Origin of the sequence: Moritella sp. 28 (genome assembly GCF_018219435.1) — a bacterium.
GTDB lineage: Bacteria > Pseudomonadota > Gammaproteobacteria > Enterobacterales > Moritellaceae > Moritella.
Map to the genome: position 1 here is coordinate 3,937,981 of NZ_CP056121.1, position 13,478 is coordinate 3,951,458.

The 13,478-nt window shown below is 37.6% G+C and carries 13 protein-coding genes; 6 read left to right on the forward strand and 7 right to left on the reverse strand.

Annotated features, from left to right (window positions below):
• Window positions 1-281 precede the first annotated feature (281 nt).
• The 4 genes from HWV02_RS17310 to HWV02_RS17325 form a co-directional block, all read right to left on the reverse strand.
• On the reverse strand, window positions 282-548 hold the full coding sequence (locus HWV02_RS17310) for a hypothetical protein (protein ID WP_211688908.1): 267 nt from the start codon (window positions 546-548) through the stop codon (window positions 282-284).
• Window positions 549-1,138: 590 nt separating this feature from the next.
• On the reverse strand, window positions 1,139-3,040 hold the full coding sequence (locus tag HWV02_RS17315) for a DNA/RNA helicase domain-containing protein (protein ID WP_211688910.1): 1,902 nt from the start codon (window positions 3,038-3,040) through the stop codon (window positions 1,139-1,141).
• A 12-nt stretch (window positions 3,041-3,052) separates the two neighbouring features.
• Complete coding sequence (locus HWV02_RS17320) at window positions 3,053-3,442, reverse strand: (deoxy)nucleoside triphosphate pyrophosphohydrolase (protein ID WP_211688915.1); 390 nt, start codon at window positions 3,440-3,442, stop codon at window positions 3,053-3,055.
• Window position 3,443: 1 nt separating this feature from the next.
• The gene (locus HWV02_RS17325) at window positions 3,444-4,283 is read right to left on the reverse strand and encodes an HNH endonuclease (RefSeq protein WP_255550525.1); all 840 of its coding nucleotides are present in this window, start codon (window positions 4,281-4,283) and stop codon (window positions 3,444-3,446) included.
• A gap of 232 nt (window positions 4,284-4,515) precedes the next feature.
• On the opposite strand from HWV02_RS17325, the gene HWV02_RS17330 reads away from it, so the two are divergent.
• Complete coding sequence (locus tag HWV02_RS17330; RefSeq protein WP_211688917.1) at window positions 4,516-6,888, forward strand: GIY-YIG nuclease family protein; 2,373 nt, start codon at window positions 4,516-4,518, stop codon at window positions 6,886-6,888.
• A gap of 188 nt (window positions 6,889-7,076) precedes the next feature.
• Here HWV02_RS17330 and HWV02_RS17335 read toward each other — a convergent pair whose 3' ends face one another.
• Together HWV02_RS17335 and HWV02_RS17340 are read right to left on the reverse strand one after the other, a co-directional pair.
• On the reverse strand, window positions 7,077-8,075 hold the full coding sequence (locus HWV02_RS17335; RefSeq protein ID WP_211688919.1) for an HNH endonuclease: 999 nt from the start codon (window positions 8,073-8,075) through the stop codon (window positions 7,077-7,079).
• A gap of 2 nt (window positions 8,076-8,077) precedes the next feature.
• A complete protein-coding gene (locus tag HWV02_RS17340; protein WP_255550526.1) occupies window positions 8,078-8,650 on the reverse strand; it encodes a bifunctional 2-polyprenyl-6-hydroxyphenol methylase/3-demethylubiquinol 3-O-methyltransferase UbiG in 573 nt (190 codons plus the stop codon).
• Window positions 8,651-8,734: 84 nt separating this feature from the next.
• On the opposite strand from HWV02_RS17340, the gene HWV02_RS17345 reads away from it, so the two are divergent.
• The 5 genes from HWV02_RS17345 to HWV02_RS17365 all read left to right on the forward strand — a co-directional run bounded on the left by HWV02_RS17345 (window position 8,735) and on the right by HWV02_RS17365 (window position 12,502).
• Window positions 8,735-9,712: a hypothetical protein gene (locus tag HWV02_RS17345; RefSeq protein ID WP_211688922.1), complete on the forward strand. Its 978-nt coding sequence runs from the start codon at window positions 8,735-8,737 to the stop codon at window positions 9,710-9,712.
• Window positions 9,713-9,823: 111 nt separating this feature from the next.
• Window positions 9,824-10,024 carry an AlpA family transcriptional regulator gene (locus HWV02_RS17350; RefSeq protein ID WP_211688924.1) on the forward strand — a complete coding sequence of 67 codons (201 nt, stop codon included), beginning with the start codon at window positions 9,824-9,826 and terminating at the stop codon, window positions 10,022-10,024.
• Complete coding sequence (locus HWV02_RS17355; protein ID WP_211688926.1) at window positions 10,017-10,508, forward strand: helix-turn-helix domain-containing protein; 492 nt, start codon at window positions 10,017-10,019, stop codon at window positions 10,506-10,508. Before HWV02_RS17350 ends, HWV02_RS17355 begins: the two co-directional genes overlap by 8 nt.
• Window positions 10,492-11,595 (forward strand): site-specific integrase, encoded by a 1,104-nt coding sequence (locus tag HWV02_RS17360; RefSeq protein ID WP_211688928.1) that lies wholly within the window; start codon window positions 10,492-10,494, stop codon window positions 11,593-11,595. Before HWV02_RS17355 ends, HWV02_RS17360 begins: the two co-directional genes overlap by 17 nt.
• A gap of 358 nt (window positions 11,596-11,953) precedes the next feature.
• Window positions 11,954-12,502, forward strand: coding sequence for a recombinase family protein (locus tag HWV02_RS17365; protein WP_211688930.1), 549 nt, complete (start codon window positions 11,954-11,956; stop codon window positions 12,500-12,502).
• 175 nt (window positions 12,503-12,677) lie between these two features.
• Here the strand turns inward: HWV02_RS17365 and HWV02_RS17370 are convergent, their stop codons facing one another.
• Complete coding sequence (locus HWV02_RS17370; RefSeq protein ID WP_211688932.1) at window positions 12,678-13,466, reverse strand: toll/interleukin-1 receptor domain-containing protein; 789 nt, start codon at window positions 13,464-13,466, stop codon at window positions 12,678-12,680.
• Window positions 13,467-13,478 lie beyond the last annotated feature (12 nt).

Here is a 13,478-nt window from a genome sequence, read left to right on the forward strand (position 1 = left end):
ATATTTATGCAATTTTATTAACGATTTAAGTTTTCTGATTGGGCAAACAAAGAGATACCCAAGGTCTCAGACGGTATTTATGCTATCTGGAATGGCAATGAGTTATTTTACTGTGGAATGTCAGGTAGAGAAATAGATGCAAGAAATGGTAAGTTGTTTGGTAAAAAGCCAAGGCTTAATCCAATTAACACGTAATATAGAGAAGAGCCCCCTTTCGTAATGTAATTAGCATCCTTATTCGCATAATCACTTTAATGCTGAGCGTGTCATATCAGCTAATTCTACCGCTTCAGATCCACGTAATCACCCGCATCAACCGATACTGCTTTTAAATTTGGTACTGATTCAATGTCTTTGATAGCTGACATGATAGCCTGTTCATAACAGTCTGCCTCCCTATCAAAATCCAAGTATAGTGTTTTATTATATGAGCCGATAACTGAATCATCGCAGCCTGCGCTAGCGAGTAGATCCGTTATGAGTTCCATGTCATCATTAGTGTTGATCTGAATCCCAGTTACCATTATTTGGAAGTTATAATCTTTCATTTTAGCTCCTAAAAATTTGGATAGAGTTAATATTTACGGCCTTTCGGTTATAATTAAAGGTATTTTACTGCTGTAGCTAAGTACGAAAATTAAATCTTGATTTTGACAAGTCGTTTTTAAATTTTAATTCCGGTCATCGTTATGCACATAATCACCTTTAGGTTAAATAGGCCGTATATCGACGCATTTATCTCAAGGATAATGGATATGGAATGTCATACACAACAACAAAAAAGCAGCCCAAAGGCTGCTAATTTATGAAAGGTCTCACACCAGCTATCACTCTCTTAATAGTGATGTCCCTACGCAATTTATAGACAGAGAGGCCAAATTGTTTCGCGCTTTCGAGATAAATATATGTCTAATATCTTCAAATGACAAGAATATATTAGCGGTATAGCTAATTTTAGTCACAAACTAAAAAGTTAAAACCACTGCGAATAACGCATTTTATAGTTAACCGGAGTGATAGCATCAATTAGACTCCTTCACTTACCCTACAAAATATAATGCGTATTACCTAGCACAATAACTCTAATAAGGTTCTGTCTGTCCAGAAATGAGTTAGAAACTGTATGCTCGGTCAAGCCCTAGCATAACTCAGCCATCCCACAACGAAGTAAGTACTGATAAGTATCTTGGTCACCGCACTTCACAACTAAGCCAGTGCGCCCACGGCTTAACAATACTCGATAGCTGCCATAAGTATAATCATCAATATCTCTACGATAGTACCTGTTTTCCGATAACTTTAATGCTCCGTTTCGGTACTGCAGATCCGGCCCCCACTCTAAAAGAGCAATCGATAGCTCCAAGCCCTGGCAAGAAAACTCAGTACATGCAGTTTGCAGCTGACAGCAAGATAGTGGTGAATTTGGTGCATCGACATACCACGAACCAAGGTTATCTTTAAGCTCGGTTATCTCACTATCATTTTTATTAGATTTACTCGATTTCAACCAACCTACTCTAAACGCATCGACTTTTTTATTATCTTCATGCAGCGCTAATTGCAGCGTTCGAGCATATTCATCAGCCGCTCCTTTGCTGGTGGTTATATAAAGCGGGTAATGGCTCCGTATACGTTTTGCTATTTCATCAGCTTTTTGGTCGTTGCTATTGAGTACAGCTTCAATCCAATGATCAAGCTCGTCAGTGTAGTTTTGTCTAATTGGCGTTTCTAGATAAAACATATCCCTTTTATTTGGATTTATATCTTCAACAAAGTGAGCATGTATTGCAGGCATTATTGGGGTGAGCTTATCCCTTAAAGGCCGAATTGCATCGCCTAGTGATATCATCATATTTTCAAGAGACATTTCATTTTTATGTATGGCTTGCCCGTCACCCACCAGCAGTACTAAAACACCAAATTTTTTATTCGCTAACCAACGACAAAACACATCTAATTCAGAATCATTGCTTCCCCTACTTACTGTTCCCCAAGCCCGCTGTGCTTCATCAAAAACAACAAAATTCTCTTCTCGACTATTTTTGTTAATATCTTTTTTCTTAATATCTCTTTTAAAGTCAATTAAGTGCTGAATAACACTTCGTCCATCTATCTGCAATTCCTTTCCAGAAAGTGCACCATAGTAATCCAAGGTGTGCTGGAGTACTTGTACCAAAGGTTTATTGCCTGATAAAAATAATGGTTTACAGTTTTCAGCCCCGTACTTTGTCACTAAGTCAGCAACGGCGCTAATGCCTAACAGTGTTTTACCTGCACCTGGTCGTCCATTGATGACCACAACATAACGCTGATTATTATCCTTTGCATGCTGGTATAGCTTAACTAGGTTCTCTCGGGCCTGTTCAATATTTTCGCCGGCCTCTGTTTTAAGGTTAGGTATGTCATTGTCATAAAACACGCGAACGGTGCCATGAATAATACTAGGCTGACGATTAAAGGTGCCATGCTGCCATTTGCTAACATCATAGTGATGCTTCGACTGTAAAGCAGTACCTAGACCATCTGCTAATTTGGGGAGGATGCTATTGCTCGCCATATCGCAAATTACAGAATCATGCTCAAAAATATTTGCATCAATCTTGGTTAGCGCAAGATAGCAGTGTCCCGTTAATTGATGGGACTCGCTATGAAAGTTGATCATAGTTTGTAAATCAAACAATGCACGCGTTACTTCTTGTTGGCTAGCTACCGCTTTATGTTTGAACTCAACGACGAAAAGATCCCCGGTAGGCAATACAATGTTCACATCAGCCGCCCGCTTCCCCCCCTCTCCGACTAACTCTTGTTCGAAAGCGACCCAGCATAAACTTGAATTGATTCCGGTATTTGAAGTGACCATAGCTAGCGTAGCCTGCATTACATCATACTCAATGGTCCAGGCATGCAGTTGACTTGGTGATAGCTCTTTTGTCCAAGGAAGCTCAGCATAGAAGCTTTCTAGAGCATTAACAAAACCGTCTTTAGATATATCTAAAAAATCAGCCCATGTTCCAGCCCAACCCGTTTTACTCAAATCCATTTGATACCCTTTTTAAATTAACGCTTTTACAGCGGAAATATCTGCAGCAGCCCAATCAACATCCCAGAGTTCGCTATCGTTGAGCCATCGAGAATCAATATGTTCAGTAAGAGTTACATCCTTTGTTTCTAAATGGCAAAGAAAGCAATGCATAGTGATGTGAAAATCTGGGTACTCATGCTTCACGGTAATAAGTAATTTAAGTCCACTAACAGCTACTTTAAGCTCTTCTTGCAGTTCCCTTTCGATTGCTGTTTCTAGTGATTCACCCACTTCCACTTTCCCACCAGGGAACTCCCACTTGTGACTGATGTAATCAAGCTTTGCAGATCCGCGCTGAACAGCAAGATATTTACCGCTACGTTGAATAATTGCAGCTACCACTTCGATGTGTTTTTTCATATTACTTCGATGCTCCCAAAAGGGCTTTAATTCGTTTAGTTAACAATGCTACATCGTTTGGTAAATCGAGAACATGCATTTTTTTGTGACAGTTAGGGCAAAGGGCGGCTGTGTTTTCAGGTGTATCATCTCCGCCTCGTGATAGCCACACGGCATGGTGAGTTTCAAGGTAGGGTTCGTCCTTTTTATTAACAAATGGTGCAGGGTTATAGCAAAGCTGACAAATCCCATTAGCTAACCTTTTCGCATATTCAGCTACCCAAGGATTACGTTCATAAGTTGTGGTCACTTGCTTTGAGGTACTCGGTTTTCGAGTCGACTCGTTAGCCCGCTTAGCTATCTCTTCTAGGCTTAGTCGCTTAGCTTTCTTCTGCTTCACGGCATAAACATGTTGCTTATCTTCGGTTATAACGAAATGAGATCTAGATTTAAGCTGTAGAGGGAAAACATAAACTCGGCGAGAATAACCATCCTGATCAGGTTGCTGCTCGGCATAAGGGGCTGCTACCAAAGAAACCTCTCCAGCATGAGTATATTCTTTATCTCGGAATACTTCGAAAAGGTGAACAGACACACCATTAGTCGTAGATTGGTTGAGCGTTTTGTTCTGGGCAAAATCCAAACTTTGATCACCAGAGGTACCCATACCGGTGTAATGCAGAGTGTCACCATCCCACCTATCATCATAAATAGATTTGATATGATTTGAGACAATAACAAGTGAGTTAGTCGAGTTAGACTTTCTCATCCCCCCCTGTGGGCTGCAGCCAAACGTTTCACATAATTGTTGGTTGTTCAGCTTATCTCCTGGAGATAATTTGTCCATCGCGTCTTTGCTCATATCCAACCTATTTATAACAATTTGTTTTGAAAGTAATTATTGTATTTTTACACGTTTTAGATATGTACGACAAGGTTTCAATTAAATGTTGAAATCTGCGTGTTGCCAAGAATAAAAGCAACCACCCAGTATTACAAAACATGTAAATAATATTTTAATAGTAATAACTTAAGTGCCTTTAATTGAAGTAAGAGTTTTCATACTAATCCTATAGCAAATTGAGTAACTCATTATGACCTTATCAAAAAAACAAAGATCTGAAATATTCCTTGTTAAATCCAAGAGAATACATGGTAATAAATTCGATTACAGTCTTGTTGATTACATTGATAGCTCCACTAAAGTAATCATTATTTGCCCTACTCATGGTAAGTTTTTAAAACAACCATCAAAGCACACAGGAAAATCAGCTGAAGGTTGCCAAAAGTGTGGTTTTGAGCGAATAAGAACATCAAAAGCAAATTCAACAAACTCCTTTATTATTAAAGCTAAGTCTGTTCATGGTGATAAGAATAATTACAGTAAAGTAAAATACGTTAACTCATCTACTGCCGTAATTATCATTTGCCGTCAGCACGGCGAATATATGCAAAATCCATCATCCCACATAGCAGGCAACTTAGGGTGTGTTCAATGCTCTTCATTAAAAAAATCAGAACATCACACACAAAGCTCAGACTGGTTTATTCCAGCTGCAAATAAGGTCCACAACAGTAAATTTGATTACTCTAAATTTATCTACATCAATAAGAAAACAAAAAGCACCGTGATTTGCCATGAACACGGCGAATTTAATATTGACCCTTATCATCATGTAATTCGCAAACAAGGCTGCCGAGAGTGTTCATTGATTACCATTGGCAGAGCAAAGGCAGACAACAAAGAGTTATTTGTTCTTAAGGCATTGAAAATACATGGGGAAAAATATAATTATGAAAACACTTTATACTCAGGAACTCTTAAAACTGTAATTATAAGTTGCTCTAAGCATGGCGACTTTCCGATCACCCCCTCATCACACCTACAAGGTGGAGGTTGTAAAAAATGCGCTAATGAAAAGCGATCTATTAGTCAATCTAAAGGCATTGATGAATTCATTAAGGATGCACATAAAAAACATGGTAATAAGTTCGATTACAGTAAGTTTAAATATATTAATAGTCACACAAGAGGAATTATTATTTGTCGTAAGCACAACAGTTCCTTTAAGCAATCACCAGAAAACCACTTAAAAGGACAGAGCAGCTGTAATTCATGCTTAAACGGCACGCTCGAAGAATTCATTGAAACAGCTAATAGTACTCATAATAACACCTATGATTACAGTAAATTCGAGTTCATTAATCATTCCACAAAAGGAATAATAATCTGTCCTAAGCACGGTGAATTCGAACAAAAACCATACCTACATACGAAAGGTGTAAGAGGCTGTAAAGCTTGTAGCACGGACAAACAACGTAAAAGTCTTTCAACTTTCGTGAAACAAGCAAACGTTGTCCATAATAGCTTCTATAGTTATGAAAATTCAGTATACATCAGAGCTAAAACACCATTATTAATAACCTGTTCAAAACACGGCCAATTCTCTTCCTCACCTGACAATCACCTAAAAGGAAAGGGTTGTCGAAAATGTGCTTTCGAAAATGCGACCAAATCTACAAACCAATTTATTCAAGACTCTAAAACCATACACGGAGATAAATATGATTATTCGAAAGTTAAATATAAGCACTCTTTAACAGAAGTAACTATTATCTGCCCTATTCATGGCGAGTTTAATAAGAAACCCTCGGCCCATATTCAAGGTGTAGGATGCAATCGATGCAGTAAGTCACATCAATACACTACGGAAGAGTGGATTGTTGCAGCTATCGAACGACACAAAAATAAATATGACTACAGCAAAGCCATATTTACTGGTTCAAGTAAACCTATTACTATCATCTGTTCAGTACATGGGGAGTTTAATCCACACGCAGCATCACACCTTAGTGCCGGTAGTGGTTGTCCTAAATGTGCATCTATGACGTTCGGTAAGGTTCAAGGTGAAGCCAGGTTCAAATCTACAGGCCAATTTAAAGTAGAGTCGATCTTACTTCATGGCAAAGCTATGTATGACTATTCAAAATCGATCTATACAGGTGCGGATAAAAAATTAATAATAACCTGCCCCATTCATGGAGATTTCTATAAAACACCAACTAAACATATTCACGGTTTACAAGGTTGCCAGACCTGTTCCTACTTAAGAGGGTATAATAAAAATAGTGCTGGTTGTTTATATATCCTAGAGTCTAATTGTGGTTCTTTGCTAAAAATAGGCATTTCAAATAATTTACTTCAACGAGCTAAAGATCTTAGACGAAATGATAAGTTCAATGACTTTAAGATTATTCAAAGCTATTGGCATGATGACGGCGTTGTAGCCTTAAAATTAGAAGGAGAAGCCCATAAATTCGGTGACAGCCTAAACTTAAGAGGCTTTAAACAACCTGAACTAGCTCATCTTTTTACAGATTCATTTGATGGTTATACTGAATGGTTTAAAAAAGATAAACGGATGATACAGTTTATAGAAACAGAGTTTAAGAAGGTTGAAAACTAATGTTGCAGTGCCGTGACTATCGTCAGGTACAATAACTCTATCTAGATTTTGTCCAATTTCAATTTAATCGGCCAAGTTAGATTGAAATTAGACACAAATAATTCAGTGATATTGCTAATTTAACAACTTATAGATTAGTTCAGGTATTGCTAAGCCACTTAAATATGCGCTCAATAATGTTGGTGGTGCTAGCGATTATTTAAGACAGTAATCAACCTTCTATAAAACGGGTCTGCCTCTGGATTATATGAGTCAGCCCCACCCCAATAATAACGACCAAGTACAGTTTTTACATTGTCATAATGATGCCTTAAACCACTAGCTCTACGCTTGGGCGTTGAACCTAAAGATAACTGTATTTGAGCCTTCCACGGGTGATTACTTCCCATAATATTTTCATTTCTAGCAATCAGCTTTCTAATAAAATGCTCACCCACTAACCTATCCGATTTTAAAAGGTTACAGTCGCTATGAGCTAGTACCAAATTCCAAATTTCATCATGATTAACTACCTGCCTTGGTAAAACATGATCGACATGGATATCACTACCCATCTGTTCAGCACAGTAAAAGCAGGTATTTCCCTGATACCCTGATAAAAATGGAATATTATTTGTCAGGGTTTTTCTTTTATAACCATCTTTGAGATAAATTTCACGAATATCATTAGCTAGCTTAAAATCAGTTTGGTTTATGCTAAACGCACCTTCCAATAGCCCCCACCTAGCCGTAATTTCATCATCTAGCATGTCTAATTGATTTACATTTAAATCCAATAGCGAGTCTTTTAGAATTAGCCTTTTGCCTGTATCTATTTCGTAAAAATGGTTAGCTACAATTCGCTTATCTGTACCGATGGTCTGGAATCGAGGCACTACATCATCAAAAGCCGTATCACCGACTTTTTGAATCGCTTCGATTCGGCTCAGAACACCTAACTGATGCTCTTTTACGATACGTTCCATTTTCGTCAGTCGATTAGGATTACCTTGTTGGGGCATAGGGTTACTTGATAAGCGATTTAAATATACATCAAAGTAGTGTTCGGATAGATCTCCCCACTGAATTTCATTTTGCTGGTTTCTAGAAGCCTTGATCAACGTTTGAGCTAACCCCATTTTATAGGTGGCAGCATTTAAACCAAATAGTACGATACCTTTAAAAAAATCTTCATTGCTAAAATCCATATTTACCCCTTAATCAAGATAGCATTGAGCCACTTTTCATTATCCCTGCCCTCACGCAAATCAGAGGTAAGCCAAGTTTTAGCTGTTCGTAGTGGCAAACCAGATAAGACGGTTTGTAACAGAGATTCATTTAAATTCGTGAATCTACGCCCATTACGTTCTATTTCATCATATCCATATTTAAACGAGCAATAAAATACGCCATTATTTTTTAATGATGTTGAAAGCTTTTGGATAGAGCCTGGAAGCTCAGAAAAAGGGACGTGTAACAAAGATGCACACGCCCAAACTGCATCAAAGCTCTCTTGAGATTTAAACTGCTGAAATGTGGTTACATGTACAGGTTGATTGATTACCTGTTCAGCTAATTTGGCAAGCTCTTCACTTGCATCAATTGCATGAACTCTAAAACCTAACACCTTAAACGCTTTCGCATCACGACCAGACCCACAGCCCGCATCTAGAATCAGTCCCCCTTTCTTTACGAGGGGAAGAAACTCACCATATAGACTTGCCATATTGACATTGATCGTACCATCGAAAAATTCTTTAGCATTTTGGTTGTAATAGCTCATATTGTCTCTCATTCGTGACTGAATCTAAGATGGTTAAAAATAGCACGCTGTAAAGTCTATCATCCCAATTTAGAGGTATTATCGTTGATTTTGGTTTTCAAGCAATTAATATTCAACCATAAAAAATCTACTTTAGAAATCAGCCCTTGTCTACCAAGTAACTCAAAAGATAACTTAATACCTGAAAGGATTAAAATAATAAGAATGAATAAATTATTAAACTTGAAAAAATGGCTAACGCTTGATGATGCAGCTCTACACATCTCTGGGGAGATTAAAGAAACTATCACTGTTACTGATTTATATCTGGCAGCACTTGAGGGGAAGTTAAAGCTTTCCGTATATTTTGTTAATAGTGCTCATGGTATAACGGGAGAACTGTGTAACGTTGGTGATATTGAAAATCAGCTAGCACAGCAAACTTTTGACACAAAGGAGCGTACTGTTCACAGTATGGAGGGGGTTTGGGATTTAACAATGCAAGGTCAAGAGGCTCTGGAAGTTAAAGGGTATTTTGAACAAAGTAATTCAGGGATTGAGGTTACAACACTAAGTGAAAATGGCATTTTATTACAACAAAATGATGTTACCTGCCAGCTTTACAAACACTTTGATCGTGAGAGAATATTTAATCCTAAATACAACGAGTCAGAAGAAAGGCGACGTGCTATTGCGGAAGAACCTATGAGGGCTTTGGAAAATGATCCTTCAATTGTATCCCCGCATATTAGACGCAATAAATTCGGTTCAGAATTTGTACCTTGTCATAAATTGTCTGAAGTTAGTAGTGTATTGATTGTTAGAAGTAGTGAAATCACTCACTTTATCGAGTACTTAGAAGACGAGCATAAAGAAGAAAAACCATTAACTACCAACGAAAGAAATTCTCTGCTAGTTTTAATAGCAACATTATGTAAAGAAGCTAAAGTTGACTGGAATCAACGAGGTATTACATCATCTTTAGTTGCAATGACCAGTTTAGCAGGGACTCCTCTTAGCCCTGACACTGTACTTAAAATAGTAAAACAAATAGACCCAGCGATAGAATCTCGAAGTAAATAATACGGCCTTACTAAAACCGAATTCGGATTCCTAAATCCAAATTCGGTTTTTACCCACTGCAAATCTAATAACCTCTTGGTCACATTCAACAAGCGACTAAGAGGACTTAAGATGTCTAAGAAGATCATCCGCTTACCCGAAGTAAAAAACAAAACAGGCTTATCACGTAGCAGTATTTACTTACGTATGAGTAATGACGAATTCCCCCAAAGTATTTCATTAGGCAGCCGCGCTATAGGTTGGCTTGAAAGTGATATAAATGAATGGCTTGAAGATTGTATCGCAGCATCTAAGGCGGCTAACCATGAGTAGTCGTAATAATCCTAATCGTATCAAAATCCATCGCAGCTATACCGTGATTGATGTTAGTGAAACACTGGGCGTTCACCCCAAAACTGTACGTAATTGGATTCGTGTTGGTTTACCTGTGGTAGATGAAAAACGTCCACTCTTAATTTGTGGGGCTGACTTAAAGATTTATTTAAAACAGAAACGCAAAACTTACATGCATAAATGTGAGCTAGATGAAATGTATTGTCTTCGATGTAAACAACCTACAAACCCAAGTATTGAATCACTTCGGTTTATAGCGATGCCTGCTGGCATGGCTCGAATGACTGGGCATTGTGGCGAGTGTGGATACCGAGAAAATAAGTTCGCTTCTTGGCGTGATGTAAACCAAATTTGGCTCAAACTCGGAGGGAAATTACCGATAGCTGAAAAACACTTAAACCTGAGAGAAAACGCTCTCTTAAATTATCCTTTAACCATGGTATTTGATGATGAAAAAAAGTAGCGCGAATAATGTTCGAATTCTGCATGAATACATCAAGTATTTGAGAGATGCAAAACGCCAAGATCATTCGACAATTGATGGTGCAATGAAGTCAATTAATCGCTTTGAAGAATATACGAATTATTTTGATTTCAATAAGTTTAAGGCAAAGCACGCTATTGGGTTTAAGAAGCATCTTCTTGCTCAAAAATCACTTGTGACAGGAGGAAAATTAAGTAAGGCAACGGTGCTTACTGCAACTCGCCACTTAAAAATGTTTTTCCAATATCTCGTAACACAAAAAGGCTATCGAGCAAAAATCAACTACAGCGATATTGAATATTTCAATTTGTCTGAAAAAGATACTCGCATTGCAAATGCCAAGCGTAAAAGGAATGTGGCGACAATGGAGCAGATCATGCAAACCTTGGAGGCTATGCCTAGTTCAACTGAGATTGAAAAGCGTGATAGAGCTTTAGTTGCCTTTATTACCCTAACTGGCGCAAGAGACAGTGCTGTTGCTTCAGCTAAGATTAAACACATTGATATTGCCGAACAAAGCTTTTATCAGGATGCAAGGGAAGTAAATACAAAGTTTAGTAAAACCTTCACTACTTACTTTTTTCCTGTGGATGAGTTGCCATTAAAGATTGTGACTGAATGGATTGAGTATTTGACTAAAGAGCTTGGATTTAAGCAAAGTGATCCGTTGTTTCCAAAAACTAAGTTGGCACACAACAAAAATCAGCAATTTGAAGCTGTTGGTTTACTTAAAGAGCATTGGAGTAATGCAAATCCAATCCGCAAGGTCTTTAAACAAGCCTTTGAAGCAGTTGATTTGCCTTACTTTAATCCTCACAGTTTCCGTAATACTTTGGTAAGGCTAGGTGAAAACCTTTGCCGTACGCCTGAAGAGTTTAAAGCATGGAGTCAGAATTTAGGGCATGAAAAAGTATTAACGACTTTTTATAGTTATGGTGATGTGCCAGATTACAAACAAGCCGCGCTATTGCGGAAATTAGCCGAGCCAGCTGAAAATGTACCTTCAGATATGGAAGATAAGTTTAAGCAATTTATGATGTTTCAAGAAATGATGGAGAAAAAATAAAACCTATCCAACTGACCTGATTATCTGGTATCAAAAAACAGTCGTATGTTGATACCAGCTTTCCATATCCAATATTAGTATCGATAAATTAGGGATTGAACTTAGTGATGCTTTACTTATGTGATATCCCTCTATTTGATACCAGCTTTTCACTAAGGTCATTAATGCGTATATTTTCTTATTATTGAGATTTAGCCGTGTAACACAAAATATTAATATTTAATGTACATTTTAATCATAGTCAAAGTGTACGTTCATCACCAATTGCTATTGTGTTCATTTTAAGTTGTTTTTAATTAACTGTACGCACATTGTTATGATATCTTAGACTTAAAGTGAACACTTTAAAGGAATAAATATGAGTGGTAAACAAATCGGGTATATTCGTGTTTCGACAATTGAACAAAACACGGAACGACAATTAAATGAAATCCCACTAGATGAAACTTTCACTGATAAGTGTAGCGGTAAAGATACAAACCGACCCGCTCTAAAGGAACTTATAAAATTTGTAAGAAAAGACGATACTGTTCATGTCCATGATATCAGTAGAATGGCTCGTAATACCGAAAACCTTCTCACACTTGTTAAAGAGTTAACTGATAAAGGCGTTAAACTTATATTCCACAAAGAATCCCTAACGTTCACTGGCGAAGATAACCCAATGCAGCAATTGATGTTGACTATGTTAGGAGGGATTTATCAATTTGAGCGTTCTATGATGCTTGAACGTCAACGTGAAGGTATAGCGATAGCTAAACAGAAAGGGAAATATAAAGGCAAGCCAGTCAATATTGAGTTAAATGAAAATATTCGTACACTTGCAAAAATGGGCACTAATAAATCTCAAATAGCTAAACAGCTCAATTGTTCTCGCACAACCGTTTATAAGGCTCTTTCTAACTAACGAGGCTTAGCGTTATTAGACTAAGCCACAGCTGGACATAAGCAGCTTAAAGTTGACACTTTAAATGGTTCAGTTCGCATAACAGAAAGTATGGTGAAGCTGAGATTAACGCCCACATTAAGCGGACTAAAAAGTTGGCTATAATGTGGAGCGAAGCGGAACCTAGCCAACTGTTTTAGCTGCTCGTTTGCGCCTTCATTAAAGCGGCTTTAGAAGCAGGTATTAATATTGGCATTCCCATACTATTCGTTTTAATAGTAATATCTCGCGCATTACGAATTACATAATCTTTTAATCGATATCCTCTTCCAGGCCATGCAGAGATACCTGGACGACTAATTACAACAATAGCTTGGCAGCCATTTCTACAAGTGTATAACGTTTCGTCATCAGCTAAAGACATGGTTGCTTCGGCAAGAGTTTGTTGCTCATTACAAGTTGGACAGTCTGTTACCATATCTTTATCTTGAAATGCTTGTTTGCCTTTAAAATCCAATGATTTTTTAAATACACTCTCCGCACTAACTAAATCATAATAAATGTTATTTAGCTTATTAAATTGGAAGACTTTTTCTGCAAGCATACTAATTATTTTCTCTAGTGAGCAGTGCCGATAGTCAATATAGCCTGTAGTTCCTAATATCCCATCTATTTCAGCATCATCAAGACGTAAAGGTAATATATACTCACTATTTTCTTGAAATGCTCTTGCTTGTGCAGCTTTACGTTCATGGTTTGTCCACTGCTTTTTGGCATAGTTTTCAGAAATGAGCATTAAGCAGTATTTGGATTCATCTCGGTAAATTTTTGTTAGATGGACATATAGATCTTTTCCCCAAAGGTTTGCTTGTTCATACTCATCGTAAAAAACATTAATACCTCTAGTAACTAAATTAGAAGCTATAGCTTCTGCAATCTTTCTGTCTTCGCCTGCAAAAGAAATTACCACATCATAGGTTGGCATGAACTCTGTCCT

Coding starts and splice junctions, on each gene's coding strand:
- HWV02_RS17315 (WP_211688910.1), bottom strand. CDS start 3,040: ATGGATTTGAGTAAAACGGGTTGGGCTGGAACATGGGCTGATTTTTTA.
- HWV02_RS17360 (WP_211688928.1), top strand. CDS start 10,492: ATGATGAAAAAAAGTAGCGCGAATAATGTTCGAATTCTGCATGAATAC.
- HWV02_RS17320 (WP_211688915.1), bottom strand. CDS start 3,442: ATGAAAAAACACATCGAAGTGGTAGCTGCAATTATTCAACGTAGCGGT.
- HWV02_RS17330 (WP_211688917.1), top strand. CDS start 4,516: ATGACCTTATCAAAAAAACAAAGATCTGAAATATTCCTTGTTAAATCC.
- HWV02_RS17335 (WP_211688919.1), bottom strand. CDS start 8,075: ATGGATTTTAGCAATGAAGATTTTTTTAAAGGTATCGTACTATTTGGT.
- HWV02_RS17350 (WP_211688924.1), top strand. CDS start 9,824: ATGTCTAAGAAGATCATCCGCTTACCCGAAGTAAAAAACAAAACAGGC.
- HWV02_RS17325 (WP_255550525.1), bottom strand. CDS start 4,283: ATGAGCAAAGACGCGATGGACAAATTATCTCCAGGAGATAAGCTGAAC.
- HWV02_RS17365 (WP_211688930.1), top strand. CDS start 11,954: ATGAGTGGTAAACAAATCGGGTATATTCGTGTTTCGACAATTGAACAA.
- HWV02_RS17355 (WP_211688926.1), top strand. CDS start 10,017: ATGAGTAGTCGTAATAATCCTAATCGTATCAAAATCCATCGCAGCTAT.
- HWV02_RS17370 (WP_211688932.1), bottom strand. CDS start 13,466: ATGCCAACCTATGATGTGGTAATTTCTTTTGCAGGCGAAGACAGAAAG.
- HWV02_RS17310 (WP_211688908.1), bottom strand. CDS start 548: ATGAAAGATTATAACTTCCAAATAATGGTAACTGGGATTCAGATCAAC.
- HWV02_RS17340 (WP_255550526.1), bottom strand. CDS start 8,650: ATGAGCTATTACAACCAAAATGCTAAAGAATTTTTCGATGGTACGATC.